Raw genomic sequence first — 24,830 nt, 5'->3', positions numbered from 1 at the left:
AGCAGAAGCCGAAACCGGCCTTCGCTGATATGGCGCAACCACCCGCCCCGCCGCCGTGGACTGGACCGGCCGTGGAGTACCGACCACCGCTTGTCCGTCCGTCTGGTGAACCGCAGAAGATCCGACGACCCGCACCTGCCTGGACACGCACTTGGCGTACCGCCTTCTTCGTCCTTGGCAGCGTCTGCACCGTCCCGCCCTTGTTCAGTACCATCTGGTACTTCAGCACTACTCAGTCGAACCCCAACTGGTTGGTCATGGGGCTGACCTGTCTTCTTATCACCGTCCTAACTGCCGGATTCTGGTTCGCAATCGCCAGGCTCCCAAAGTGGTGGACAACCAGGAAACGCCCTGCACCGCCCACCGTCCTTGCCAGTGCTTATTTGGTTCAGGAAATCATCAGCCGCCCCGTTCATGGCATTCCAGGTCGCGGTCTTTCCGTAGGGCGGTTCGGCGATAAAGCAGAAATCGGCGCAGAAGGCGAACGTCGCACCGCGCGACTCATTACTGATTCCGTCCTTCCTGGAATACCGTCCGCACGGCTGATCAACGGCCTCCGCTGGCCCGGGTCGGAACACGCCGACCTCGATCATGCCGTCATTGCGGGAAACAGGATCGCCCTGATCGACTCGAAAATGTGGGCGGACGGCACCTACTGGTGGGACAACAAGCAGCTCTTCCGCAACGGCCGCGAGCTTAAAGCCTTCGGGTTGGGAGCAGGTGTTGAGGCAATTCGTGCAGCCTATCCCGGATTCGTCGTTGACGGCTGGGTCGTGCTGCATTCGCCATCGGGGAGCCTCACGATGCCATCAATAGAGCGTGCTGGCATGTTTCCGCTTCCCGGCAGGGCCCCCGTCAGGCTGGTCACTCCACTGGAACTCGTCAACGAGGTCCGTGCCTTCATGGTCCAGGGCGATGCTCCGCATACCGTCCAGGTCCCCGCTCTGGCCTCACTCATCCGCTCGATGCTGTAGGGGTACAACGGCGGCTCCCGTCGCATCGCGCCTTGAAGCGGGAGTTATAAATCCCGAAAGCGCGCCGTCAATCACTCGAAAGCCTGCTGCCCCAGAAAGCGAGTCGTCTGGGGCAGCAGGAATGAACCCCGAAAGGCGCGCCCGGCCAAACCGGACGCGCCTTTTGTGCAAGGAACGCGAACTGGATTCGCAGCGCCTCATTCAGTCGACGAGCACCGACGCCTTGGCCTGCTCTGAGGAGCTAACACCGGACTGACCCTTCCCGCGCCGGTGATTTAGCCAGTTTGCCACCGCCAGCAGGGCCACGAGTCCGAAAGTGCTCAGGAGCTGTGGGCGCGAATCCTCGCCGATGAAGCCCACCGTGAAGATCGCTGCCAGGATGAGCAGGCCAAGGGAAGTGAGCCACGGGAAGCCGGGCATCCGCAGAGGCAGCTCCGTTCCCTCGCGGTCGGCGCGGAGGCGCAGCGCGAGCTGGGCCAGGAGCGCGGACGTCCACACCAGCAGGCACGTCGAGCCCACGATGTTGAGCAGGATGGGCAGGACCATCTCGGGGAAAACCAATTCCAGCACAACCGTGACAACGCCAAAGGTGACGCTGGCCAGCACCGCAACCACCGGAACCCGCGCCTTGGAGACGGAAGCGAGCCAACGCGGCGCTTCGCCCCGCTCAGCGAGGGAGAACGCCATCCGGGAGGCACCGTAGAGGTTGGCGTTGAGGGCCGAGAGCAGTGCTGCAACGGCCACGAGCGTGATGGCGGTGGCTGCGCCGGGCATGCCGGCGGCGTCCAACACTGCGGCGAACGGGCTCTTCAGCCCCGCCGAACCCACGGGAACCACCGCGGCGATCACGAAGATGGCACCGATGTAAAACACCAGGATCCGCCACAGCACAGTCCTAACTGCCTTCTTCACGCTGCGCGCCGGTTCCGCCGTCTCGGCTGCGGCCACGGACACGATCTCCGTGCCGCCGAACGCGAACGCCACTACAAAGAGCGCCGTGGCAATGCCGGCAAACCCGCTGGGCGCGAAGCCTGCCCCCGTGAAGTTGCTCAGGCCCGGCGACTGCACGCCCGGCAGCCAGCCGAAGAGCAGCGCAGCGCCCACCAGCAGGAACCCGACGATGGCCGCCACCTTCAGCAGGGCGAACCAGAACTCGAACTCGCCGAAGTTCTTCACGCTGGTCAGGTTCACGGCGGTGAGCACCACGATGAACACAAAGGCCATCAGCCACACCGGCAGCGCGGGGAAGATGGTGGCGAGCAGTCCCGCCGCCCCGAGCGCTTCAGCCGCGATCACCACCACGAGCTGCAGCCACCAGAGCCAGCCCACCGTGGCACCGGCCACGGGCCCGTAGGCCTTGGCAGTGTAGACGGAGAAGGCGCCGCTGTCTGGGTTGGCGGCGGCCATCTCGCCGAGCGCCCACATCACCAGGATGATGAGGGTGCCGGCCACGAGGTAGGAGATCAGCACGGCCGGGCCGGCGGCCTGGATGCCGGCGCCGGAGCCGATGAACAGCCCCGCGCCGATGGCGCTTCCCAGGCCCATCATGGTGAGCTGGCGCGGTTGGAGGGCTGCGCCGAGGGGGCGCGCAGACGTCGTTGTCTGTTGTTCCATGGGGATTCCTCTGGTTGTAGGTGGAACGGATTGGGGAAGGTCAGAGAGTTGTCAGGCCGCGTGGGCTGCGAGGAGCCGGAGCACGCGGTTGTTGGAGTCGGGGTCGGCAACGGTGATCCGCACGCCGTCGCCCGGGTACGCGCGCACCATGATGCCCGCGGCATCGAAGGCGTCCACCAGCGTCGCCAGGAGCTGGGCATCGGCGCGGATCCACAGGAAGTTGCCCTGGCTCGGCTGCAGTTTCCAGCCTTGGGCTTCCAGCTGGACGGCCATCCGCGAACGCTCCTGCTTTACAGAAGAAACCCGGGCTTCCATGTCCGCCCCCGCGTCCAGGGACGCGATGGCGGCCTTCTGGGCCAGCGCGCTCACGGCGAACGGCAGGGCGGTGCGGCGCAGTCCCTCAGCGATGGCCGGCGCCGCAACGGCGTATCCCACGCGCAGCCCGGCGAGCCCGTAGGCCTTGGAGAAGGTGCGCAGGATGCAGACGTTCGGGTACTCGCGGTAAAGCGCCAAGGAATCGGAGCCGCTGCCGGCTTCGGCGTATTCCACGTAGGCCTCGTCGATCACCACCAAGATGTCGGAGCGGACGGACTGCAGGAAGGCCTCGATGCGCTCGTGGCTGATCGGGACGCCGGTGGGATTGTTGGGGGTGCACAGCAGGATCACCTTGGTGCGCTCGGTGACGGCCGCAGCCATGGCATCGAGGTCGTGGCCCTCAAGGTGGTCCAGCGGGATCCGGACCGGCCGGGCACCTGCCAGCTCCACCAGGATGGGATACGCCTCGAAGGAACGCCACGCGAAGACCACTTCATCCCCGGCGTCGCACAGTCCGGTGATGATCTGCTGGAGGACGCCCACGCTGCCGGGTCCCACGGCCACCTCCGCAGCCGTGACGCCAAGGTGCCGGGCAAGGCATTCGCGGAGTTCGACGGCGGCGCTGTCCGGGTAGCGGTTCATGGTGTCGGCCGCTGCGGTCACCGCAGCCGTGGCGGCGGGCAGCGGCTCGTAGTGGCTTTCGTTGCTGGCGAGGGCTGCGATGTCCAGGGCGGCGCTGCGCCGGCCGGGGACGTAAGGCGGAAGTCCGGCCACCGCGCCGCGAAGGGTAGGCAGCGAGGTTACCGCTGCAGTCAGGAGTTGATCACTGGTCATAGGACTTGATCATGGAAGTGACGCGGCCCACATTGCAATATACGCTTGTGGCATTGGGACTTCTGCTCAACATCTACTGTCTGTGGTGAAAATATGACCATCCCCAACTCCCGCGCCCTCGATTCCCTCGACGGCCGGATCATCCTTGCCCTGGACAAGGACCCGGAAGCCAGCGCCCTGGCACTCTCGCGGACGCTCGGCGTCGCGCGGAACACCGTCCACGCCCGGCTGTCGCGGCTCGAGCGCAGCGGAGCACTCCGCTCCTTCAGCCGAAGGCTAGACCCCGCCGCACTCGGATACGGCCTCATGGCCTTCCTCTCGCTCTCGATCAGCCAGACCAGGACCGGCGCGGTGGAAGACGGACTCGAGGCGATCCCGGAGGTCATCGAGGTGCACGCCACCACCGGCGACGCCGACCTCATGGCCAAAGTGGTGGCACGCGGCACGGCCGACCTCTACCGCATCACCAACCAGATCCTGGAAATCGACGGGATCCAGCGGACCAGCACCGCAATCTCCGTGCTCGAACTCATGCCGCCCCGCTACGACGGCCTCCTGAACCGGTTGTCGAAGCAGGAATCCGCCCTCGTCGACTAAGGCGAGTGACGCACGCCACTAGTGGGCATATTTTCATTCCTGCTCCATCGCCACTGCCAATTCTCCCAAATAAACTCAACTCTCTTGCTCATCTCAGACGCAGGTCACATGCTTCCTGCATGACTTCACTTACCGTCTCCGGCCGCGTGGCGCAGGTCCTCAGCAGCTATGTCAGCGATGTTTTCGGCGTCATGGGCAACGGGAACGTCTACTTCCTGGACGCCGCCGAGAAGCAGGGCCTCCGCTTCTCCCCCGTCCGCCATGAAGGTGCCGCCATCGCCGCCGCCGACGCCTATTACCGGGCCTCGGGGCGCCTCGCCGCTGGCACCACCACTTACGGCCCCGGCTACACCAACGCACTTACCGCCCTCGCCGAGGCGGTCCAGGCACAGATCCCCGTGGTGCTCGTTACCGGGGACGCACCCACCAGCGGCGCCCGGCCGCAGGACGTGGACCAGGCCGCCATCGCCGCCGGCCTCGGCGCGGCCACCTTCACCGTTAGCCGCGACGCCGCCGGCGCCATCACGCAGCAGGCGGTGGAGTACGCACTCACCCGGCGCACCGCCGTCGTGCTTGCGATTCCCTACGACCTCGCCTCCCTCGAGGCTGCGGACGAGGAGCTTCCCGAGCCGACGGCACCAAAGGTGACGGACGACGTCGACGGCGGCCTTGGGCAGGTTGCCCGCCTTCTCGCAGGGGCCAAGCGGCCGCTGATCCTGGCCGGCCGGGGTGCGCACCTCGCCGGAGCCGGGCCGGAGCTGCGCGAACTCGCCGAGCGGCTCGGCGCACTGACCGCCGGAACCGCCCTGGCGCTCAACCTCCTCAATGGCGAGGGGTACCTGGGCGTGGCAGGCGGTTTCGGCACCGACACCGCGGCGGGCCTTATGGGTGAGGCCGACGTGGTCCTGGTGGCCGGGGCGAGCCTGAGCCCGTTCACCATGCGGTTCGGGCACCTGCTCGGCCCGGACAGCACGGTCATCCAGATCGACACCGCCCTGCAGCCGACGCACCCCCGAGTAGACGTGTTCGTCAGCGCGGACGCGAAGGCTGCTGCGGGACGCCTCCTGTCGTTGCTCGATTCCGAAACTTCTTCAGCAGCTTGGCGAGCGGAAGCCCGCAAGCGCTTGGCCGAAGGACCGGGGCACGATGCAGGATCCTCTGAGACGCCGGACGGCCGGCTGGACCCGCGCTCCCTGGCCACCGCGCTGGATGCCGTGCTGCCAGAGCGCCGCACGGTGGTCCAGGACGGCGGCCACTTCATCGGGTGGGCGCCCATGTACTGGAACATTCCGCGGCCGCAGGACCTGGTGATGGTGGGGACGGCTTTCCAGTCGATAGGGCTGGGCCTTGCGAGCGCCGTCGGGGCTGCCCGTGCAGTGGAGGACGGCCGCACCCTGGTGCTGGCCTCCGGCGACGGCGGCTTCCTAATGGGCCTGTCCGACCTCGAATCGCTCATCGGTGCGGCGAGCAGCGCGATTGTGGTGATCTACAACGACGCCGCCTACGGAGCCGAGATCCATCAGTACGGTTCCCGGGGCCTGACCGAGAAGCCGATGCTGATTCCTGAGGTGGACTTCAGTGGAATTGCGCGGGCTTTGGGAGCTGAGTCGGCGGTCATCCGCTCTCTGTCGGACCTTGCCGCGCTGACGGACTGGATCGACGCCGGTGCCAAGGGGACCTTCGTGGCGGACTGCCGGATCACGTCCAGCGTCCGGGCGCCGTGGCTGAGCGAATGGATGGAGGCGTCGCAGGCAGCGAACGCGGCGGTGACGGGGTAGAACCGGCTGCGTCGTCCAACGCTCGGAGCAGTAACATTGGCCGCATGGATGCCCACACCGGGTCACCGGCCGAATTGGAAACGGCATCGGCAATATTCGCTGAATTACGTCCTCGCTTGTTCGGGATCGCCTACCGCATGCTCGGCAGTGTCAGCGAAGCGGAGGACATCGTCCAAGAGACGTGGGTCCGCTGGCAGACCTGCGATCGCAGCCAGGTCCGGAATGCGCCGGCGTTCCTGGCGACCGCTGCCACCCGTCTTGCCATCAATCTCGGGCAGTCGGCACGTGTCCGTCGTGAGACGTATGTGGGTCCTTGGCTGCCCGAGCCTGTGGACACAAGCGCCGACCCCGAACTGGGCGCCTTGCACGGTGAAGCGCTCGAGGTTGCGGTGTTGCTGATACTGGAAAAGCTGTCGCCGACCGAACGGGCGGCGTACGTGCTGCGGCAAGCGTTCGACTATCCGTATGAGCAGATCGCTGAAATCATCCAACAGACAGAAGGGAATGCCCGCCAGCTGGTCAGCCGGGCGCGCAAGCGCCTTGCCGAGGAGAAACGCGCCGAGGTGAGCGTGAGCGAACAGCGGCAACTGCTGGAGGCATTCCTTGCTGCGGCCCGGACCGGGAACCTGGCCGCGCTGGAGGCACTGTTCGCCGCCGACGTCGTCAGTTACTCCGACGGCGGCGGCAAGGTCCGGGCTTCCAAGTTCCCTGTTGTCGGGCGGGAACGGGTGGCGAAGTACTACCAGGCGTTCGCGTCGCGTTTCTGGCTGGGCGTGGACACCCAGCCGTTCATGGCCAACGGCCGGCCTGCCGCACTGCTGGCCCAGGACGGGGTTGTGTTTGCGGTGGTGACTCTCACTGCGTCTGCCGAAGGTATCGATCGGCTGTTGTGGACGATGAACCCCGACAAACTCTCCGGCGTCACGAGGGTAGGCGGCTGACGCAATATTCCAAAGCCTGTCACAGATTGGTGTGATCTCCGGTCATAGCTTGTGGACGGAATGCCACTGCATCCCGCTAAGCCTTTATCGGAGGGAAGATCATCATGAAGATCGTTGTAATCGGCGGCACTGGGCTGATCGGCAAGCAGGTTGTGGAGATCCTCAGCAGTCAGGGCCATGAAGCGAAAGCGGCGTCTCCTTCCACCGGGGTCAATTCCGTGACGGGCCAGGGACTGGATGAGGCGATGGTGGGGGCGGACGTCGTTGTCGACTTAACGAACACCGCCGATTTCGATGAGGAGGTAGTGGTTCCCTTCTTCTCCACGTCATCACGCAACCTTCTCGCTGCCGGGAAAAGGGCGGGCGTACGGCATCACGTGGCCCTGTCGGTCGTTGGAACCGACCGCATCGGCGTCGGCTACTTTGCCGGAAAAACTGCCCAGGAGAAGGCAGTCAGGGAAGGCGGAGTCCCGTACACCATTCTGCGGGCTACTCAATTCTTCGAGTTCCTCCCGATGATCGCCGATGCCGGAACACGGGACGGGTCGGTTTATGTGACAAGTCACCTGATGCAGCCGATGGCTGCTGCCGATGTTGCCCGCATTGTGGCGGAGACGGCCCTCTCGCCGGCGATTGACGGCGTCCTTGAAATGGCGGGCCCTGAGCGCGCAGGACTTAATGAATTCGTGAGTCGTGTTCTCGCTGCCCGCAACGATTCCCGCCCAGTGGTCACTGATCCCCAAGCCGGCTACTTCGGCATACCGATCGAAGAGACCAGCATCGTTCCCGTGGGTGAATCCCGCATCGGCGACATCACCCTCAAGGAGTGGCTGAATTCGACCTCCCAGCCCGGCCTCTAGCCCGTTACAAGAAGTTATTGAAAGGAAGATCATGAAGATCGTAGTTATCGGCGGTACTGGCCTGATCGGCTCGAAACTGGTCAGCAAGCTCGGCGAACACGGACACCAGGCAGTGGCCGCTTCCCCAGACTCGGGGGTGAACACGCTCACCGGCGAGGGCCTCGCGGAAGTGCTGCAGGGAGCCGACACTGTAGTCGATGTGTCCAACTCGCCCTCGTTCGAAGATGCGGCGGTGCTGGACTTCTTTACCACCTCCACGCGCAACCAGCTCGCCGCGGAGAAGGAGGCCGGTGTCGGGCACCACGTCGCCCTGTCGGTCGTGGGGACCGAGCGCCTGGCCGAGAGTGGCTACTTCCGGGCGAAAATTGCCCAGGAGAAGCTCATCAAGGAATCGGGAGTCCCGTATTCGATCGTTCATGCAACGCAGTTTTTCGAGTTCGTCAAGAGCATCGCCCAGGCCGCGACCGAGGGAAACACTGTTCGGCTGTCCCCCGCCCTGATCCAGCCCATGGCCGCTGAGGACGTGGCAACCGCTGTTGCGCGCACCGCCGTCGGAAGTCCACAAAACGCCACCGTTGAGGTGGCCGGTCCCGAACAGTTCGGCCTGGATGAGCTCATCCGCAAAGGCCTCAGCTTCCGAGACGACCCCCGCGAGGTTGTCACTGACCCTTCCGCGCGCTACTTCAACGCCATGCTCCAGGATGGCGAACTGCTCCCGGGAAGCGAAGCGACCATTTACAACACCCGCTTCGAAGAATGGCTGAACCAGCAGTAGCCGGACGGCGCGGGGTGTCCTTCATGAAGGACGTTGAAAGGGCACTCCGCGCCCAGGGAACGCCCGGGCTGGCGGGCACCGAAATTTGTCCCCACGACCTCTAAACACGGCTTCAAGACTTCCGATGAATGTCCACATCGAAAGAGCCCCGCTGCTCCCCCAGCTGCGCTGGCAGCGGTAAAGGCCGAGTGGGATAATTGGGTCATCCTTTGAAAAGGGGGGCCATCATGGCCGGCCTTGGTGCTCTTCGACTTGGCCGCCGCTCCCGGGCATCCGCGCCCCGGCTCCTGGCGGTTTTGCTGGTGCTCGCGCTCGGCGTGCTGTTTGCTTCACCCGCCCGGGCAGTCGACTATGGACACGACGTATCGTGGCCACAGTGTCCCGGCGGCCTGCCGATGCCGCCGGAGAACACGGAGTTTCTGGTGGTGGGGCTGACGCACGGACTGGCCTTCACGGACAACCCCTGCCTGGCGCAGCAGTACCAGTGGGTGCTCGACCGCGGCGTCCGGGCTCAGGCCTACACCATGGCTACGTTCCCCACCGCCGCGCAATACGACACCTACGGCGACGACGGCCCGTTCCCGGCAAGCACCAGGCCTGACCGGCTGCGCAACGTCGGGTACGCTGAGGGCCGCGCGGCTCTCGCGTCTCTCAATAGGGTGGGATGGCGACCGGAAAGAATCTGGGTCGACGTCGAGCCACGCCCGCAACAGCCGTGGCCCAGCTCCACAGCAGCCGAGCGGCAGGAGAACCGGTACGTCATCTCCGGGCTCCTGGCTGCACTGGCGGACGCCGGGTTCCCGCACGGCTTTTACTCCTATGCAAGCGCTTGGGAGGCCATCACCGGATCGTGGCAGCTCCCCGACGTGCCCGTCTGGTCTCCGGCGGGGCGTCTGGACTTCGCCAGTGAAGCATCCGACCTTTGCGTGAATCCCAGCTTCTCCAGTGGCACCGTCCACATCGCACAATGGACCGACGGCACCTACGACTACGACATGACGTGCATCGGGGTCTACCAAGCCCATGTCGCCACGATCGGCTGGCAGCCGAGCGTCTCGGACGGCGGCACCGCGGGAACGACCGGCCGGTCACTGCCGATGGAGGCTTTGCGCCTGTCAGTGGCAGGAGACCGCTTGTCGGGCGACATTCTTTGGCGAGGGCATGTGCAGAACATCGGCTGGCAGCCATGGACGACGTCGGCGTCCCCGATTGGGACGACCGGGCTCGGTCTGCGCCTGGAGGCTTTCGAGCTTCGGTTGACGGGGGATCTGGCCTCGCGGTACAGCATCAGGTACCGCGCCCACGTGCAGAACGTCGGGTGGCAGCCGTACGGCATGGACGGAGCCACTGCCGGCACGGTTGGGCAAGGCCTGCGGATAGAGGCAGTTGCAATCGAGTTGGTTCCGAAGGTCGCACCGGCGTTCACTGCCGTGTATGCCGCCCACGTCCAGAACCTCGGCTGGATGGCCAACGTTTCGGATGGGACCGTCGCGGGAACCACGGGACTGGCCCTTCGGATCGAGGCGTTGCGCCTCAAAGTGTCCAGCACAGCCTATGGCGGGGACATCGAGTGGCGCGGGCACGTGCAAAACATTGGCTGGCAGCCGTGGACAACTTCAGCCAATACCATCGGCACCACCGGGCAAGGGCTGCGTTTGGAAGCGTTCGAAATCAGGCTGACCGGTGAGATGGCGAGCCATTACAGGATCTACTATCGTGCCCACGTCCAAGATGTGGGCTGGCAGCCATGGGTTGCCGACGGCGGTACGGCAGGCACGTCGGGTTTGGGCAAACGGATCGAGGCGGTTCAGATCCTCCTCGCACCCAAATCCGGCTAGTCCAACAGCAACGCTGAGGCTTCTAGCGAGCCATAAGCCTGAACGGCTTCGATATCCGATGCGCCTGCCCGTGCGGTTCGCCACTTTGCGCGGGGAGTCGGAATAGCGCCGCCCGGGCATGCCGTTGTGGAAGGCATGAAGGCAATCACTTACAGCACATACGGAAACCCGGACGTCCTCAAATTCGGCGATCAGCCCATGCCAAAGGTCGGGCCCGGGATGGTCTTGGTCAAGGTCAAGGCGGCGGCCGTGAATCCGGTGGACTGGAAGATCATGGCGGGGTACCTGGACGCGGTCATGGACCTGGAGTTTCCTGCGATCCCCGGCTGGGATGTAGCAGGGGTTGTGGAGTCGGTAGGGATCGATGCCCGGCAGTTCCAGCCCGGCGACGAGGTCATCGCCTATGGGCGCAAGGACTACGTCCACGGCGGCAGCTTTGCGGAGTACATCGCGCTGCCGGAGCGGGTCCTGGCCCGGAAGCCTGCCTCGCTTGGCTGGAACGAATCGGCGGGGCTGCCGCTGGCGGGCCTGACCGCTTACCAGGTTCTCAACCGGCTGGATCTGAAGGCCGGCGAAAGTGTCCTGATCCACGGTGGTTCCGGCGGAGTGGGCTCCCTCGGCATCCAGATTGCTGTGGCCCTGGGCGCCAGGGTCATTGCCACTGCCTCGGAAAAGAATCACGGGTTCCTCCGCTCCCTGGGAGCCGAGCCGGTTGCTTACGGGGACGGGCTCGCGGAGCGCGTTCGTTCGCTGCGTCCTGACGGTGTGGACGTCGTTGCCGACTTCGTGGGCGGAAACCTCAAGGCAACACTGGCCGTACTGGCCGAAGGAGGCCGGCACGCCTCGATCGCCGACAGTGAAGTGGAAGAGCACGGCGGCGAGTGGATGTGGGTCAATCCGGTGGGGTCCGACCTGCAGGAACTCGCCTATCTGGTGGACAGCCGAAAAATGCGCGTGGAAGTTGCCGAGGTCTTCCCGCTGGAAAAAGCCGCTGATGCCTTCCGGTCCAACATGGAGGGCCATACCCGCGGCAAGATCGTGGTTGCCGTGGATCAGGATTCCTGACCCGGCGGCCAGGGCGGACACGAAAAGGAGGCCGGTGGGCTGCATTCTGGGATGTTCGCAAGCGGGTCTACCTAATGCCTCCCCTTTCGGCTCCCCTACTTGGCACGGCTGGGGCTCACGGTGCAGGGTGCGGGCGTATGGTGATCCCGCCGGGAAGTGATGAAACGGCCTCCCGTCCACCGACATAACTCTGAGGGGACCGTTATGCGTCCGCTGCGCCTTTTCATCGCTCTTTTACTCGCGGCGGCCGGCACTGCCGCGCTCCCCGTCTCGGCCCAGGCGGCCGACGTCGGAGTTCCCGGGCCATCCTATGCAGGCGACGGTGTTAAAACCCCGACTGCGGACAAGGCCCAGAGCAAGCTCTGGTTCCAGGATGGGAGCTGGTGGGGGCTGTTGTGGAGCACGTCCGCACATGCCACCACGATCCACCGGCTCGACGCCGCAACGCAGGCGTGGCAGGAGACCGGAACGGTTGTTGATCCGCGGCCGAATGCACGCGGCGACGCGCTCTGGGATGCAACGGACGGCAAGCTCTACGTCGTGTCCGGTACCACCGTCCGGTCGGAGTGGAACTCGCCACCAGCCGAGGATGCGGTGACCTCTGGCTCAGCAGCGCTTCACCGCTTCAGCTATAACGCCTCGACGAAGACCTACTCCGAAGATGCCGCTTTCCCCGTCCTCCTTCACCGTGGGAGCACGGAATCGATCACGGTGGCCAAGGACTCCCTCGGCAAGCTGTGGGTCACCTATACCACCATCTCGTCCGACAAGAGCAACCGTGTCTACGTCAACCACTCGACCACCAGCGACACGCAGTGGGGCACGCCTTTCGTCCTGCCGACCACCAACGCCCAGGTGCACTACGACGACATCTCAGCGGTCACGTCGTTCCAGGGCGACAAGATCGGCATCATGTGGAGCAACCAAAAGCCGGGCCAGAAGAAAGTTCTATTTTGCCATCCATCAGGACGGCGACCCTGACAAATCGTGGCAGACAGAGGTGGCCTACGGCGGCGGCAAGAACTGCACCGGCGGATGCGCGAACGACCATCTCAACCTCAGGCAACTGACAAGCGACGGCAGCGGCCGCCTCTACGCAGCGATCAAGACGGCCAACCGAAACGTCGGCCAGACGCTGGTGGCGCTCCTTGTGCGCGACGGTAAGGGCGACTGGAGCGCAGAGTTCGGTGAGGTGCAGGACCTCCATACGCGGCCCATGGTCATGATCGATGAGCAGCACGGCCACGTGTGGATGTTCGCGGTCGCGCCTGAGGAAGGCGGCACCATCTACTACAAGAAGTCACCGATTGACAAGGTTTCCTTCGCCCCCGGCGCCGGCACACCCATCATCAGCAGCAGCACCGACACGGACATCAACGACCCGACATCAACCAAACAAAACGTCAACGGCCAGACCGGCCTGGTGGTATTGGCGTCCGCGAGAGACAACGAGCGGTACTGGCACGCCCACATAGATCTTGTGGGTCAGTAGAGTTTCCGGTTCAAAACCAGTAGGCCGGGTAGATGCCTCTGCTGAGTTTGCTTCTGAGGATTTCAAAGGCCACCAGCACACAGGCAGCGGTTATTGAGCAGGCGACGAAGAAAACCTGTCCCGTTGTGGCCAGGGTGCCGATGACTGCCGTGGCAGCAGCCGGTGAATGCGGCATCCTCATCCAGAGCGTGATTCCGATTGTGAGGCCACCGGCGATGGCCGCGGCCCAGACCGAATGGCTGACGAGCCCTGCGCAGACGCCAACGACAGCCGCAACCGAGTGGCCTCCGATGACGCTTCTGGGTTGGGACAGCGGAGACTGGGGCGCCGAGGCCACAAGTGCCATTGAGGCAGCCATCGGTGGAATCAGGAGGAGGTGGCCCGACACCTCGCCGAGGAGTGCGAGACTGCCAAGGGCGATGATACTGGCAAGGCTGATCATCAGGAGTTTCGGTGCTGATGGCCGGGTTGGGGCGCGGGTGGACCATTGGGGAACGGCAGGAGTTGAGGCAACCGTTGATTCAACAGCAGTGGTGACGGACATGGTGATTCCTAAGCCCGCTTACGCTGCGACGAAGTACAGCCGCTTATTGACAAATTCGCCCATGCCCAAGGGACCCATTTCACGGCCGAAACCTGAGCGTTTTACGCCGCCAAAGGGCAACTCTGCCGACTCCGCGGCGATGATGTTGACGTGGGCCATGCCAACGTCCAGGCGGGATGCGATTTTTGCGGCCCGTGCCGTATCGGTCGAGAAGACCGAGCCGCCGAGTCCGAAGCTGGAGGCGTTCGCTAGTTCAAGGGCCTCTTCGTCGCTGGAGACCTTGTACACGATGGCAACGGGGCCAAAAATCTCTTCGTTGAACGAGGCCGACTCCCGGCTGATGCCCGTGAGGACGGCAGGCGAGAAGTAGGCTCCCTCTCCCTGCGACAGCACCCCGCCAACTTCCAGGGTGGCGCCTTCGGTGACCGCCTTTTGTACCTGCCCGTTGACCTGCTCGGCAGCGGCACGGCTTGAGAGCGGGCCATAGCCGTTCTCGGGCATGTTCAGCGGATCACCCGGTACGAGGCCGTCCGCGTGCTTTTTCAGCTGTGCAACGAACTCATCGTAGATGTCCTCCATGACGATCATCCGCTTGTTGGCGTTGCAGGCCTGGCCAGCGTTGTAGACGCGGAAGTTCCAGGCGTCGGCGGCAACGGCGGCCAGGTTGTCGGAGTCCAGGACGATCATCGGGTCGGTTCCGCCGAGTTCGAGCACGGCCTTCTTGAGGTGCCGGCCCGCCTGCTCACCGATGACCGAGCCGGCGTATTCAGAGCCGGTGACCGAGACACCCTGAACGCGGGGATCTGCGATCATCGCGGCGACCTGGTCATGTGAGGCAAAGACGTTGGTGTAGCCACCGGCCGGAACGCCGGCGTCGAGCATTATCTGCTCGATGGCCAGGGCCGAAGCGGCGCAGATGTCCGCGTGCTTGAGCAGGATCGTGTTGCCCAGGACCAGGTTGGGGGCGGCGAACCGGGCCACCTGGTAGTAGGGGAAGTTCCACGGCATAACCCCGAGCAGGACCCCTACCGGGCGGTTCTCGATGATCGCCTTCCCCGGAATCGTGCTGGGGATTTCCTGGTCAACGACGAGGCTGGGGCCGTGAACGCCGTAGTAGTCGATGATGGACGCGGCGAACTCGACCTCCTCGATGCCCTCGGACAAGGGCTTGCCCATCTCCTCGGCAATGATCCGGGCCAGCTCGTCCTTGCGCTCCCTGAACAGCTCAGCAACCCGGCGGACAATGGCTGCGCGGTCCTGGATGCTGCGTTCGGACCATTGACGGTAGGTGGTGTCAGCAGTGGCTATAGCCTGCTGGATGTGTTCCTCGGTGGCCGCCTCGAAGGTCCTGGTGACTTCGCCGGTGGCCGGGTTTTGGGTTCGGTAGCGTGACATGTTGCTCCTTGTTGTCCTATCGCGGCAGGCGGGTGCCCGGGCCTGGTGCTTTGTCCACCGTCAGGTGGTGGCCGCTGCTGTTGCGGTACATCCGGCGCTCCCGGTCGGGGGCGACGATCCACAGCGCGGAACCGCTCGTGGTCTTGGCCACCACCGTCCCGTGATGCAGCAGCCGGCCGTCCCTGGAAAGTAAGACCTGCGTGCCAAGTTCCACGCGGGCCCAGTCAGCGCGCGTGGTGGGCTCGAGGTTCATTTACTGGCCGTTGGGCTGGATCCCGTCCGGGGCCCAGGGGTAGCCGGTGGCCAGCGGCGCGCCGTCGTCGTACTTGGAAAGCCACTCGACTGCTGCGGCGTGGTAGCGGTGGAAACCCTTGTAATCGACCAGCTCGTGGTCCAGGGAAGCCAGTGCGCGGTGGATGCGCTTGGCCCAGTCGGGGGCGTACTCCACCAGTTCAGCGAGGCTGACGAGGTAGGTACGGACGGGGAAGACTATGGCGTTGGAGCGGGGCAGGCGGTGCAGTGGCTGCAGTTCGATGCGCAGGTACACTTTTTCTCCGGCGTTTTCGCTGTCCACGGTTGCCCGGTCCGGAGCCCACTCCGGAAGCGTCTCCACAGAGGTCTCAAGCCGCGGGTTGACCGTCAGGGACCAGTTGACGCGCCGGACCGGGTGGCCTGGCTTCATGCGGAGCAGGAACTTGAGCGCCCTGTCCAGGATGCCCATGTCATGCAGCTTCGGGACCGGGCCGTGGAATTCGAAGAAGCTCATGCCGAGGTTGAATTTCAGGGAGTAGTCGGCCCGCTGGGTGGTCATCCCGGCACCGATGACCAGCGTGTTGTCCTTCTCCTCGAGGACCACGAACTCGCCCTGCGCCTGGCGGGTGGCGTACTCCATCGGGTCCATCGGCAGGGTGGTGGGATCACCGAAGGTGAACGAATCGTCAATGCCAAGGAGCCGGTTCTGCCAGCGCCACTCATTGCCGTTTTTGGTGAGCGTGAAGTGTTCCGGGAAGTCCCGGGCATAGGACTCGAAGATGAGTTCCAGCAGATCCCACTGCGCTTCCATCATGTGCGGCAGGGCCAGGTAGTGGGTATCCGGCATGTCCCGCAGCATCTGGTCGCGGTGGGCACACTCGGACACGTAGTGTTCATCGATGTCGAACGCTGCCCTGAGGGCACCGTTGCCGGCGGGAACGTGCGGTTCCAGGTTCATCGAGTACATGTAGTCGTCATCCGGGAACGGGAAGGGCAGCCGCCGGACGCCCTCGGGAGAGTTGCGGAACCGGTAATCACCCTCAGGGGTGTAGGTTTCGTTGGCCTTGAATGCGGTGGTTTCAGATGTGGTTGTCACGGGAGGTTTCCTTAGGCGTTGATGACGAGCTTGGTGCAGGTGGCCCGCGAGACACAGGGCATGATGAGCTTGCAGGTTTCGCGGTCCGATTCGGACAGCCAATCGTCGCGGTGGTCGATGGTTCCGTCGAGTTCCAGGACTTCCGTCTCGCATTCCCCGCAGGCCCCTCCCCGGCAAAGGTAGGGCAGCTTGTGGCCTGCTTCTTCGACTGCTTCTAGCAGCGACTGCTCTGGAGATACATTGATGACTGCCCCGGATCGTGCCAGCGTCACAGTGAAGGGATCGCCGGTGGATCCCAGGTCCTCGAACCGTTCGAAGTGGATGTTCGAGTCGGACCAGCCCAGGGTGTGGGCGGATTGGACCACGTCGTCGATCATGCGGGTGGGTCCGCAGACGTAAGCGTGGGTACCAAGCGGCCGTTCCGCCAGGATGTCCATCGTGTTCATCCGGGACTGGCCGTCGTGGCCGTACAGGGTAACCCGCTCGCCGAAGCGCTCTTTCAGTTCGTAGCCCAGGGCGGCATGCTCGGGTCCGCGGACTGCCAGGTGCAGTTCGAACGAGCTTCCCTTCAGGCTCAGTTCTTCGACCTGGGCAAAGACCGGGGTGATGCCCACGCCGCCTGCGATGAAGAGGTGGTGGCGTGCATGCTTGGAGACCGGGAAGAGATTGGCTGGGATGCCGGCGAGGAGAACATCGCCCTCCCGGACGTTGCTGTGCATGGCCAGGGATCCGCCCTTGCCGTCCTCGACCCTGCGGACAGCTATCTGGTACTTGCTGGTGTCGTAGGGCGAACTCATCAGTGAGTAGGCGTTGCGTTTGGTGCCCCCTTCGGAAGGAATCAGGACCGTCAAGTGGCTGCCGCCGGAAAACGGGGGGAGCCAGGATTCGTCTGCGGGCACGAACGTGTACCGGCTGATTTCCGGCGTGACCGCTTCGATGCGTTCCACCCGGAGCTTCAGGGCTCCATGCTGGGATTCACTCATGTGTCCAACTCCTCGTTGTCCGGCATTTCGCCGGGGACTTCGCTGTCTGCTTTGACTCCCTGGAAGGCGGCTAGCCTTCCGGAGTAGTGATCGCGGACGATCAGGTTGAGTTCACAGCCTGGGCACGTGAAGACTCGGTGGGTGACGTTTTCGGAGTAGTGGCCGCAGTGGGCGCACCACACCCGCCTGACCAGGGAGCCTGCGTGCTCGCGCAGCACCTCGTCCCGGTTCATGCCGTAGGAGGTGGCTACCTGCATCGAGGTGCCGATGAAGCCTTCGGATCCGGACAGGTACAGCCGGGTGCCCATCTTGGCTGTGGCAAGGGACGCGTCGAGTCCGCGGACGGAGTCGGCGTTGGTGGTGAACACGGCCAGGCCGCGGACCGCGAATTGCTGAAGTTCAGCAAGGTAGTTCTGGCCGGTGAACGACTCCGTTGAGTACAGGACGTCGGTTGCTGCGAGCTGGTCAGGGGTCATTGCCTGAAGCAGGCGTACCAGCGGTTTCCCGCCGCTGCCTTGGGCGGCTGCGAGGTGGTTCAGGCCGCTCGCCATGGGAGTCAGCTCGTCGTAGACAGGGCGGCTCTTAATGCCGGTGATCAACATGGGATTTTGTTACCTTTCGCCGGTCAGAGCGGTCGACGGGTTGCAAGGGCCGGCACGGCATCGGCTGCGGGAGCATCGCCCTTGAGGTGCGGCTTCTTCCACACCATGTACAGGGCGCCGACCGCGACGACGGTCACGGCAGAGATCAGGACAACATAGTTCGCGAACCAGCCGTCTTCCGGTGTCCGCGGCCAGGCCATGTTCAACATGCCGAGCACGCCCCAGACCAGTGCTGCGATGTTCACCGGAACACCCCACTTACCCAGCTGGAAGGCTCCGTTGGGCTTCCAGCCCAGAAGCCGGGCACGAAGCGAAGCGAGGACCACCATCTGGAAGCCCATGTACATGCCCATGGCGGCGAACGAAATGATCACTGTCAGGGCATCGCTGGAGACTTTCGATGCGATGACGATGAGGGCCGGCACCAGCCCTGCCATCAGCAGTGCGTAGGGGGGAACGTGGCGGGTTTCGCTGAACTTACTCAGGAGCTTGCTGCCCGGAAGGATCCCGTCGCGGGCCATGGAGTAGGCAAGGCGGGAGGTGGCCGCCTGCAGGCTCAACACGCACGAAATGAAGGAGATCATGACGACGGCGAGGACCACCTTGAAGCCGATGGGGCCAAAGCCGGAGACCAGGATGTTGCCTACAGGGTCGGTGTCGGCGCCCGAGATCACGGCAGCGAAGTCGGGAACGGCGAGGATGAGGGAGAGGCATACGAACATCGCCGCAAAGCCGCCGATGTAAATGGTCATCCTCATGGCCTTGGGGATGGTCCGGCCAGGGCTGGGAACCTCCTCGGCGACGTCACCGCAGGCTTCGAAGCCGTAGTACTGGAAGATACCGATCAAGCCGGCAGCCGCAAACGCCACGAAGTAGTTGCTGCCTTCGCCTGCACCAAAAGACTGGAACAGGACGCTCAGGTCGTGGTGGCGGGAGGTCAGGAGCAGCCAGGTACCGACTGCCAGCGCGCCTCCGAGTTCCGCCAGAAGGCCGATCATGGCGACGGCGTTCAGCACCTTGGTTCCGCAGAGGTTGAGGACCGTGGCCAGTGCTATGACCGCAAGGCCGGCCAGGATGGTCGAGTCAACGCTGCTTTCCATGCCGGCGAGGGTGCTCAGGAACGGGCCCGCGCCATACGCGACGCTGGCGATGGTGGTCAGGAGAGCGACGAGGTAAACCCAGCCGTTCATCCAGCCCCACTTGCGGCCCCAAAGCCTGCGTGACCAAGGATAGACACCGCCTGCTACGGGATAGGCCGCTACGACCTCGCCGAAAACGGTCGCGACGAGCAGTTGCCCGACCCCAACGATGACCAGGGACCAGAACATCGGTGGCCCGGCAACGCCAAGGGATGCGGCGAACAAGGAATAGACGGCTACTACCGGCGACAGGTAGGTGAACCCCAGCGAGACGTTCCCCCAGAATGTCATTTCCCGCTTGAATTCGGTGTTGTACGAGTAACCGAGGCTGGCAAGGTGCTGAGCGTCGTCGTCGACGTCAACCTCCGCCACCGGTTTAGGTGCTTCTACACGCATGGGATCCTCCTAATAGGTCACATCGCCTGCTGTGAGCGGGACCACGTGAATAAAAACCATAGTTTCATATCTTTGATTGCGCAAGAACCTGTTCTAAACCGGTCGTAATAAGGGTGGTAGTTAGGCCAGAAGCTGCTATTTGTGATCAAAAGATACGATGTGGGACTTTTTAATCAGACCTGAAGTACACTAAAGCGAGGTCAGAAGAAGCTGGCAGTGGCAGGGGGACGCGATGGGTAGTGGAATGGGCAGCACAGTGCTGGTGCGGCCCGGCAGGGTCAGCGCCCTGCCTGGGCCGGCGTTGCTGCTGGTCACACGCTGTGGAGTGGTCCTTGACGTCTAACACCACCTTCCAAGCCCAGGTCTACCAGTCGCTGCCGGAGACGGAGCGCTCTGAAGCCATCGTCAATCGCATCTCAAAATCGATCTCCCTCGGCCTCTTGAAGGTCGGCGAACGACTCCCCCGCGAAACAGTTCTGTCGGAAATGTTTGGTGTTGCCCCGTCAACGTTGAGGGAGGCGCTGTCCGACCTCAGGGATCAAGGGATTGTGGCAACGCGGAGGGGCCGCAGCGGCGGAACGTTCATTGTCAAGCAGCCATGCACCTCTGATGACGTCATCAGAACCTGGTTCCAAGAGAGGTCCATTGCCGAGATCCGGGATGTCGGTGACGAGCATGCTGCCATCGCCGCGGCCACTGTTCGGCTTGCATGCGAACGGGCGGAACCTCACGAGTTTGTCAGGCTCATGGACCTCGCCAGAGGCGTTGCCATGACCGACAAGCCGGAACTGCGGGCACGCGCCGACAGCAGATTCCACATCGAACTGGCGGTCCTCGCCCAGTCCCCCAGGCTTACAAACGCAGAGATAAGAATGCAGGCTGAGATAGTTCAGGCGTTGTGGTCAACCGTGTCCCTGACCCGCGATCCGGAGCAGGTTGCTGCTGAGCACCTGGCTTTGGCTCGCGCTATTGCCAACGACGCGCCCGAGCACGCTCAACAGCTAGTGCTGGAGCACATCCGGCACGACGTCCATCATCTCGTGGACGCAAAATTGTCCCTCGGATACCCGATGTATCAGCAGGAGCGCTCATGACCTTCACCCCTGCCGCCAAGGCCGCTACAGAGATCGCCGCATGGATGAATGGCGTGAGCCAAGACGTTTACCACTTCGCGGCCAGCGTCGCGGAGCTGTGGTCAAACCGCAGCAGCCCCCTAAAAGTTGCCCCGCAGGACATTGCGGAGCTGGAAAGCCTGTCCACAGAATTCCTCGGAAAACACACCATGGCCGTCGGTGCCGGTGTCATCTTCTCCGTAGATGCTATCGAGAACCGGGCCGGCATCCTTGAGTGGTGGACTACCCGTGCACAAGGCATTGAGAAACTGGAATTCGACCTCACCCCTGGCGGGGAACGGTTCTATGACTACCAAAGCATGCCGTTCTTCGCCTCAGCCAAGAACAGTGGAGAGCAATCCATCTGGGGCCCCTATCTGGACTACCTGGGCTTGGACGAATACATCCTCACCCACACGGCACCCATACAGCTCGACGGGAACTTCATAGGCGTAGCCGGCTACGACATACAAATCCGCAAACTTGAAGAAATCTTCATGCCTGCACTCCGCGCCATTCCGGGAGATGCGGCCCTCCTCAACGAGAACCGAAGCGTCGTGGTAGGCAACTCCGGAGCCCACCTGGTCGGCGAGAGACTGCGCACCATCCCAGACAACAAGCACCTGATCCCGATTGACGCACCCCGCCTCGGACTCTCACTGCTGACCTCCCGGTAGCTGAACTTCCTGCACTGACGGCGGCTTTGGCCGGGGAATACCTGTGCAGCGTGCGGAGGTATGTTGGCGAGGAGGCCACAGATGTGACCTGACCCGGCTGCGGCACTCACTCAAGTGCCGCCGTCGTACGTCCCTGACTACATCACCGTCGGCTTCCCCGGCCGCCCCTTATGCGACGAACGGGCAATCTCGAAGCTGTTCTCGAACGGCAGCGATTCCAGGTCCAGCAGCGGGTTGTGGTCCTGCGTCTCCACCAGTTTCCGGGCGGCTTCCTCCGAGTCCACGCTTGGCATCGACCCGGGCAGGTGGCGGCCCACTGATTCCGGCAGGAAGTAAATGGCCACGGCGGCCACCAGCGCCACAGCCATGAGGTAGAACGCCGGCATCATGTCGTTCCCGGTCACCCCGATGAGGGCCGCAATGATGAACGGAGCAGTCCCGCCGAAGATGGCCACCGCCAGGTTGTAGGCAATGCCCATGGCCGAATAGCGGTGCTCCGTGGGAAACAGTGCCGGCAGCGCCGAGGCGAGATTCGGTACCGAAAACGCCACCGGGAAGGCCACAAGGGCGAGTCCCAGGAGCGTCGCCGGGACGGTTCCCACCGCTATCGCCAGGAACGCGGGTACCGCGAAGACCACGGTGCTAAAGGCCCCAATCCACAGCACGCGACGGCGGCCGATCCGGTCCGAGAGCAGCCCGGTGAAGGGGATGCACAACGCCATGGCCACCAGGACCGGGAGGGTCAGCAATGTGCCTTGGACTTCGTCGTACCCCTTGTTGGTGGTCAGGTACGTGGGCATGTAGGAGGTGAGGGCGTAGGCCACCGTGTTGGCAGCCGCCGCCAGGACCATGGCCAGCACGAGCGGCTGCCAGTGCGCCTGCACAATGCCCACTGGGCCCACTGGGCGTAGCTCCTCACCGGTTGCCGGATGCTTCGCCGCCACAGCTTCGGCTTCCTGCGTGGCTTTGAAGGCGGACGACTCCTCGATCTTCATGCGGAAGTAGACAGCCACGATCCCCAGCGGGCCGGCCACCAGGAACGGTATGCGCCAGCCCCACGCCTCCATCTGCTCCTGGCCCAGGGTCAGCTGAAGGACCGAAACCACCAGCCCGCCCGCCGCAAAACCCAGGTAGCTGCCCATGTCCAGGAAGCTGACGTAGAAGCCCCGGCGCCGGTCCGGTGCGTGCTCGCATACAAATGTGGTGGCGCCCGAGTACTCGCCGCCGGTGGAAAAGCCCTGCACCAGTTTGGTGGCCACCAGCAGCACCGCGGCCCAGAGGCCCAGCACCGCGTACCCGGGAAGCAGGCCGACGGCGAACGTGGCGGCGGCCATGAGCATCAGCGTCATGGCCAGGACTTTCTGGCGGCCGATCTTGTCCCCCAGCCAGCCAAAGAAGATACCGCCCAGGGGCCGGGCGATGAACGTGGCGGCGAACGTTCCCAGCAGGAACAGGTTCTGTACGGCCCTGTCCGCTTCGGGCAGGAACACCGGGCCCATGGTGGTGATGAGGTAGCCGAACACACCGACGTCGTACCACTCCATCGTGTTGCCCACTATGGTCCCGCCCAGTGCCTTCCGCAGCGTGCGGTGGTTGACCACGTTGACGTCCGTGACCCGCAGCCGCCGCTGCTGCCGGTTGTGCTCTGTCATGGCCCGCTCACCGTCCTGGCCCGCTCACCGTCTTGGCCCGTTCGCCGCCGCCTCAGCCTCCTCCGCTATTGCCCCGGCGCCCGGTAGGACGGCGTCTTCTTGACGGCTTCGTCGAGGTCCTCCACCGTGAGGAGCGGCTTCAGCCGTACGTTGACGTTCCCCGTGGAATTGATCAGCAGGGACAGTGCCGCCGCACTTGCATCGTCCGGCGCCTCAAAAACGCCCAGGACGTCGTAGTAGCCAAAAGCGTAATAGAAGCTTTCCAGCGATCCGCCTACAGATTTCAGGGCCTCCGCCAGGGCATCCCGCCGTTTGGTGCCGCCTTCCTGCATGAGCCCCTTGATGCCCTGGCCAACGTACGTTCCTTCAAACAGATACTTCGTCATCGTCGTTCCTTCCCTGCAACTTCATTCGACGAGGCGGTTATGACCCGAGGGCAACGAATGCCATCATCAGTGCCCGGCGATATGCAGAAGTGGTCCAGAGCCGGCGCCTCATTGCGTGGAAACGGAGTGGCAGACCCCGTCACCGCAGAAACTATTCCTCTGGGTACGGGCAGTCAATACGCCTCGGATACCCGATACACATCCCCTGCATATTCTCGCGAGCAACAGCCCGCTTAGGCCGCCCCGTCTGCCTCTGAATCCCTGGCCCGCTCCAGTGCATCAAGCACCAGGTCCAGCCCGAACGCGAACTCGTGGAGCTCGCCCGGAGGCTGGAGCTGCTGCGCTGACCACTCTGCGAAGTCCTCGGCAATCACCAGAATGGCCGCAGTGAACAGGGATCCCCCGAGCCGAGCCGGCATTCCCCCACGAGCTGACATGCGTCGGAGTCTGTGGCCTCCCATCCGCGGCAGTGCCAGAATGGTGAGCAAGTGGGGATGTCGCCCTCTATCCGGACGTTGGGGTGAAATGAGAAAGCGCGCTGTTATCCCGGCTGTGCTGCTCGTGGCCGCCATCGCAGTGGCTGTGGGACTGTACCTTTTCCAGCCCTGGCGGATCTTCACGAGCTCCACGGTGATCGAGGACCTCCCGGCCGCTCCCGCCCCTGCCTCACAGTCGCAGGGGCCTTCGGTGGTGCCCTCCGCCGTCGCCGTTCCGCGTGAACTGGCAACAGGTCAGTTCATCAGCCACGAGCACGCCAGCTCGGGAACAGTGAAGATTCTCGAACTCCCCAACGGCAGCCGGATACTCCGGCTTGAGGGCCTCGATACCTCCGACGGCCCCGACCTCCATGTATGGCTTACTGACGCGCCGGTAGTCGAGGGAACAGCAGGCTGGTACGTCTTCGACGACGGCGCCTACCTCGACCTGGGCACGCTCAAAGCCAACAAGGGCGATCAAAACTATGAAATCCCGGCCGGCACGGCGCTGGGAGACTACAGCTCGGTCAGCATCTGGTGCGCCCGGTTCGCTGTGTCCTTCGCCGCGGCCGAGCTGAAGACGTAATCCGTTGAGGCGCGGGCGTCGGCTACTCCCCCATGCCGGGGTGCACGGGGACAAAGTCGATCTTGTTGCCGGAGTTCGCGCGGCCCGCGGGCGTCCTGGAAAAACCCCGCGCATCGAGGCCGTTTTTGGCCCGGAATTCAGCGAGCGCTGCGTCGTAGGCCTTATTGAGGGCCAGGCCGGAGAACTCGCCGGTGCTGCCGTCAGCGAAGTTGATCCTGATCCGGACGCTGGCCGGGTAGTGCCGGTCCATCCGGATGAAGCCTTCTGCGTCCTGCTGGAGAGTAATCACGGGGGTCTGCTTTCGTTGTGGGCCGGATTCCAGTCTGACGCACATTGCGCTGCGGGTGCACCAGATGGCGCCTGCGTCATCAACACCCGCTGATTCGGTGGCAGGATCCGCGGTGTCTTGCCGATCCACATCACCGCCCGGGGACGTGAGGAGCGGAAGGAC

26 protein-coding genes are annotated in these 24,830 nt (G+C 64.0%); 13 read left to right on the top strand and 13 right to left on the bottom strand.

Annotated elements, in window-relative coordinates; all coding sequences use genetic code 11:
- Positions 1 to 200 precede the first annotated feature (200 nt).
- Positions 201 to 974, top strand: coding sequence for a nuclease-related domain-containing protein (locus AC5RVY_RS15250; RefSeq protein WP_493955642.1), 774 nt, complete (start codon positions 201 to 203; stop codon positions 972 to 974).
- A gap of 201 nt (positions 975 to 1,175) precedes the next feature.
- Here the strand turns inward: AC5RVY_RS15250 and AC5RVY_RS15245 are convergent, their stop codons facing one another.
- On the bottom strand, positions 1,176 to 2,588 hold the full coding sequence (locus tag AC5RVY_RS15245; RefSeq protein WP_493955544.1) for an amino acid permease: 1,413 nt from the start codon (positions 2,586 to 2,588) through the stop codon (positions 1,176 to 1,178).
- A gap of 51 nt (positions 2,589 to 2,639) precedes the next feature.
- Positions 2,640 to 3,737, bottom strand: a complete 1,098-nt coding sequence (hisC, locus tag AC5RVY_RS15240) for a histidinol-phosphate transaminase (protein WP_493955543.1) — start codon at positions 3,735 to 3,737, stop codon at positions 2,640 to 2,642.
- A 93-nt stretch (positions 3,738 to 3,830) separates the two neighbouring features.
- Here hisC and AC5RVY_RS15235 point away from each other — a divergent pair, with 93 nt between their 5' ends.
- The 9 genes from AC5RVY_RS15235 to AC5RVY_RS15195 all read left to right on the top strand — a co-directional run bounded on the left by AC5RVY_RS15235 (position 3,831) and on the right by AC5RVY_RS15195 (position 13,083).
- Entirely contained in the window at positions 3,831 to 4,334 is a 504-nt protein-coding gene (locus AC5RVY_RS15235; protein WP_493955542.1) for an Lrp/AsnC family transcriptional regulator, read from the top strand.
- A gap of 119 nt (positions 4,335 to 4,453) precedes the next feature.
- Positions 4,454 to 6,112, top strand: a complete 1,659-nt coding sequence (locus AC5RVY_RS15230; RefSeq protein ID WP_493955541.1) for a thiamine pyrophosphate-binding protein — start codon at positions 4,454 to 4,456, stop codon at positions 6,110 to 6,112.
- A gap of 44 nt (positions 6,113 to 6,156) precedes the next feature.
- Complete coding sequence (locus AC5RVY_RS15225; protein ID WP_493955540.1) at positions 6,157 to 7,053, top strand: RNA polymerase sigma-70 factor; 897 nt, start codon at positions 6,157 to 6,159, stop codon at positions 7,051 to 7,053.
- A 104-nt stretch (positions 7,054 to 7,157) separates the two neighbouring features.
- Entirely contained in the window at positions 7,158 to 7,913 is a 756-nt protein-coding gene (locus AC5RVY_RS15220) for an SDR family oxidoreductase (RefSeq protein WP_493955539.1), read from the top strand.
- 31 nt (positions 7,914 to 7,944) lie between these two features.
- A complete protein-coding gene (locus AC5RVY_RS15215) occupies positions 7,945 to 8,688 on the top strand; it encodes an SDR family oxidoreductase (RefSeq protein WP_493955538.1) in 744 nt (247 codons plus the stop codon).
- Positions 8,689 to 8,915: 227 nt separating this feature from the next.
- Complete coding sequence (locus tag AC5RVY_RS15210) at positions 8,916 to 10,526, top strand: hypothetical protein (RefSeq protein ID WP_493955537.1); 1,611 nt, start codon at positions 8,916 to 8,918, stop codon at positions 10,524 to 10,526.
- A gap of 135 nt (positions 10,527 to 10,661) precedes the next feature.
- Entirely contained in the window at positions 10,662 to 11,591 is a 930-nt protein-coding gene (locus AC5RVY_RS15205; RefSeq protein ID WP_493955536.1) for an NADP-dependent oxidoreductase, read from the top strand.
- A gap of 204 nt (positions 11,592 to 11,795) precedes the next feature.
- Complete coding sequence (locus tag AC5RVY_RS15200) at positions 11,796 to 12,572, top strand: hypothetical protein (protein WP_493955535.1); 777 nt, start codon at positions 11,796 to 11,798, stop codon at positions 12,570 to 12,572.
- Positions 12,573 to 12,591: 19 nt separating this feature from the next.
- Complete coding sequence (locus AC5RVY_RS15195; protein ID WP_493955534.1) at positions 12,592 to 13,083, top strand: hypothetical protein; 492 nt, start codon at positions 12,592 to 12,594, stop codon at positions 13,081 to 13,083.
- A 10-nt stretch (positions 13,084 to 13,093) separates the two neighbouring features.
- Here AC5RVY_RS15195 and AC5RVY_RS15190 read toward each other — a convergent pair whose 3' ends face one another.
- The 7 genes from AC5RVY_RS15190 to AC5RVY_RS15160 are packed head-to-tail and all read right to left on the bottom strand — an operon-like array spanning position 13,094 to position 19,490.
- A complete protein-coding gene (locus AC5RVY_RS15190; protein WP_493955533.1) occupies positions 13,094 to 13,627 on the bottom strand; it encodes an HPP family protein in 534 nt (177 codons plus the stop codon).
- Between the two features lie 18 nt (positions 13,628 to 13,645).
- Positions 13,646 to 15,022, bottom strand: a complete 1,377-nt coding sequence (locus AC5RVY_RS15185) for an NAD-dependent succinate-semialdehyde dehydrogenase (RefSeq protein ID WP_493955532.1) — start codon at positions 15,020 to 15,022, stop codon at positions 13,646 to 13,648.
- Positions 15,023 to 15,038: 16 nt separating this feature from the next.
- Positions 15,039 to 15,275, bottom strand: a complete 237-nt coding sequence (locus AC5RVY_RS15180; RefSeq protein ID WP_493955531.1) for a hypothetical protein — start codon at positions 15,273 to 15,275, stop codon at positions 15,039 to 15,041.
- The gene (locus AC5RVY_RS15175; protein ID WP_493955530.1) at positions 15,276 to 16,370 is read right to left on the bottom strand and encodes a heme-dependent oxidative N-demethylase family protein; all 1,095 of its coding nucleotides are present in this window, start codon (positions 16,368 to 16,370) and stop codon (positions 15,276 to 15,278) included.
- A gap of 11 nt (positions 16,371 to 16,381) precedes the next feature.
- Positions 16,382 to 17,353, bottom strand: coding sequence for a PDR/VanB family oxidoreductase (locus AC5RVY_RS15170; protein WP_493955529.1), 972 nt, complete (start codon positions 17,351 to 17,353; stop codon positions 16,382 to 16,384).
- Positions 17,350 to 17,955 carry a dimethylamine monooxygenase subunit DmmA family protein gene (locus AC5RVY_RS15165; protein WP_493955528.1) on the bottom strand — a complete coding sequence of 202 codons (606 nt, stop codon included), beginning with the start codon at positions 17,953 to 17,955 and terminating at the stop codon, positions 17,350 to 17,352. The genes AC5RVY_RS15170 and AC5RVY_RS15165 overlap by 4 nt, the downstream gene beginning before the upstream one ends.
- Positions 17,956 to 17,978: 23 nt before the next feature.
- Positions 17,979 to 19,490, bottom strand: coding sequence for an APC family permease (locus AC5RVY_RS15160; protein ID WP_493955527.1), 1,512 nt, complete (start codon positions 19,488 to 19,490; stop codon positions 17,979 to 17,981).
- Between the two features lie 332 nt (positions 19,491 to 19,822).
- On the opposite strand from AC5RVY_RS15160, the gene AC5RVY_RS15155 reads away from it, so the two are divergent.
- Together AC5RVY_RS15155 and AC5RVY_RS15150 are read left to right on the top strand one after the other, a co-directional pair.
- Positions 19,823 to 20,584 (top strand): FadR/GntR family transcriptional regulator, encoded by a 762-nt coding sequence (locus AC5RVY_RS15155; RefSeq protein ID WP_493955526.1) that lies wholly within the window; start codon positions 19,823 to 19,825, stop codon positions 20,582 to 20,584.
- Entirely contained in the window at positions 20,581 to 21,279 is a 699-nt protein-coding gene (locus AC5RVY_RS15150; protein WP_493955525.1) for a cache domain-containing protein, read from the top strand. The genes AC5RVY_RS15155 and AC5RVY_RS15150 overlap by 4 nt, the downstream gene beginning before the upstream one ends.
- A gap of 137 nt (positions 21,280 to 21,416) precedes the next feature.
- On the opposite strand, the gene AC5RVY_RS15145 is transcribed toward AC5RVY_RS15150, so the two are convergent.
- From AC5RVY_RS15145 to AC5RVY_RS15135, 3 genes are all read right to left on the bottom strand, one after another.
- Entirely contained in the window at positions 21,417 to 22,931 is a 1,515-nt protein-coding gene (locus tag AC5RVY_RS15145) for an MFS transporter (RefSeq protein ID WP_493955524.1), read from the bottom strand.
- A 65-nt stretch (positions 22,932 to 22,996) separates the two neighbouring features.
- Entirely contained in the window at positions 22,997 to 23,317 is a 321-nt protein-coding gene (locus tag AC5RVY_RS15140; protein WP_493955523.1) for a GYD domain-containing protein, read from the bottom strand.
- 233 nt (positions 23,318 to 23,550) lie between these two features.
- The gene (locus tag AC5RVY_RS15135; RefSeq protein WP_493955522.1) at positions 23,551 to 23,754 is read right to left on the bottom strand and encodes a hypothetical protein; all 204 of its coding nucleotides are present in this window, start codon (positions 23,752 to 23,754) and stop codon (positions 23,551 to 23,553) included.
- Positions 23,755 to 23,842: 88 nt separating this feature from the next.
- Between AC5RVY_RS15135 and AC5RVY_RS15130 the strand changes: the two genes are divergently transcribed.
- A complete protein-coding gene (locus AC5RVY_RS15130) occupies positions 23,843 to 24,379 on the top strand; it encodes a DM13 domain-containing protein (RefSeq protein ID WP_493955521.1) in 537 nt (178 codons plus the stop codon).
- Between the two features lie 22 nt (positions 24,380 to 24,401).
- Here the strand turns inward: AC5RVY_RS15130 and AC5RVY_RS15125 are convergent, their stop codons facing one another.
- On the bottom strand, positions 24,402 to 24,668 hold the full coding sequence (locus AC5RVY_RS15125; RefSeq protein ID WP_493955520.1) for a hypothetical protein: 267 nt from the start codon (positions 24,666 to 24,668) through the stop codon (positions 24,402 to 24,404).
- Between the last annotated feature and the right edge of the window lie 162 nt (positions 24,669 to 24,830).

This window comes from Arthrobacter sp. Ha26 (assembly GCF_059091705.1).
The sequence above is the reverse complement of the archived record's forward strand: the minus strand, read 5'-3'. Positions and strand labels throughout refer to the sequence as shown.

Excerpts from the sequence above, each read along its gene's own strand:
- AC5RVY_RS15135 (WP_493955522.1), bottom strand. The coding sequence starts at position 23,754 with ATGTCAGCTCGTGGGGGAATGCCGGCTCGGCTCGGGGGATCCCTGTTC.
- AC5RVY_RS15205 (WP_493955536.1), top strand. The coding sequence starts at position 10,662 with ATGAAGGCAATCACTTACAGCACATACGGAAACCCGGACGTCCTCAAA.
- AC5RVY_RS15140 (WP_493955523.1), bottom strand. The coding sequence starts at position 23,317 with ATGACGAAGTATCTGTTTGAAGGAACGTACGTTGGCCAGGGCATCAAG.
- AC5RVY_RS15190 (WP_493955533.1), bottom strand. The coding sequence starts at position 13,627 with ATGTCCGTCACCACTGCTGTTGAATCAACGGTTGCCTCAACTCCTGCC.
- hisC (WP_493955543.1), bottom strand. The coding sequence starts at position 3,737 with ATGACCAGTGATCAACTCCTGACTGCAGCGGTAACCTCGCTGCCTACC.
- AC5RVY_RS15235 (WP_493955542.1), top strand. The coding sequence starts at position 3,831 with ATGACCATCCCCAACTCCCGCGCCCTCGATTCCCTCGACGGCCGGATC.
- AC5RVY_RS15245 (WP_493955544.1), bottom strand. The coding sequence starts at position 2,588 with ATGGAACAACAGACAACGACGTCTGCGCGCCCCCTCGGCGCAGCCCTC.
- AC5RVY_RS15210 (WP_493955537.1), top strand. The coding sequence starts at position 8,916 with ATGGCCGGCCTTGGTGCTCTTCGACTTGGCCGCCGCTCCCGGGCATCC.
- AC5RVY_RS15225 (WP_493955540.1), top strand. The coding sequence starts at position 6,157 with ATGGATGCCCACACCGGGTCACCGGCCGAATTGGAAACGGCATCGGCA.
- AC5RVY_RS15230 (WP_493955541.1), top strand. The coding sequence starts at position 4,454 with ATGACTTCACTTACCGTCTCCGGCCGCGTGGCGCAGGTCCTCAGCAGC.
- AC5RVY_RS15145 (WP_493955524.1), bottom strand. The coding sequence starts at position 22,931 with ATGACAGAGCACAACCGGCAGCAGCGGCGGCTGCGGGTCACGGACGTC.
- AC5RVY_RS15150 (WP_493955525.1), top strand. The coding sequence starts at position 20,581 with ATGACCTTCACCCCTGCCGCCAAGGCCGCTACAGAGATCGCCGCATGG.
- AC5RVY_RS15200 (WP_493955535.1), top strand. The coding sequence starts at position 11,796 with ATGCGTCCGCTGCGCCTTTTCATCGCTCTTTTACTCGCGGCGGCCGGC.
- AC5RVY_RS15160 (WP_493955527.1), bottom strand. The coding sequence starts at position 19,490 with ATGCGTGTAGAAGCACCTAAACCGGTGGCGGAGGTTGACGTCGACGAC.
- AC5RVY_RS15215 (WP_493955538.1), top strand. The coding sequence starts at position 7,945 with ATGAAGATCGTAGTTATCGGCGGTACTGGCCTGATCGGCTCGAAACTG.
- AC5RVY_RS15185 (WP_493955532.1), bottom strand. The coding sequence starts at position 15,022 with ATGTCACGCTACCGAACCCAAAACCCGGCCACCGGCGAAGTCACCAGG.
- AC5RVY_RS15130 (WP_493955521.1), top strand. The coding sequence starts at position 23,843 with ATGAGAAAGCGCGCTGTTATCCCGGCTGTGCTGCTCGTGGCCGCCATC.
- AC5RVY_RS15165 (WP_493955528.1), bottom strand. The coding sequence starts at position 17,955 with ATGTTGATCACCGGCATTAAGAGCCGCCCTGTCTACGACGAGCTGACT.
- AC5RVY_RS15220 (WP_493955539.1), top strand. The coding sequence starts at position 7,158 with ATGAAGATCGTTGTAATCGGCGGCACTGGGCTGATCGGCAAGCAGGTT.
- AC5RVY_RS15170 (WP_493955529.1), bottom strand. The coding sequence starts at position 17,353 with ATGAGTGAATCCCAGCATGGAGCCCTGAAGCTCCGGGTGGAACGCATC.
- AC5RVY_RS15180 (WP_493955531.1), bottom strand. The coding sequence starts at position 15,275 with ATGAACCTCGAGCCCACCACGCGCGCTGACTGGGCCCGCGTGGAACTT.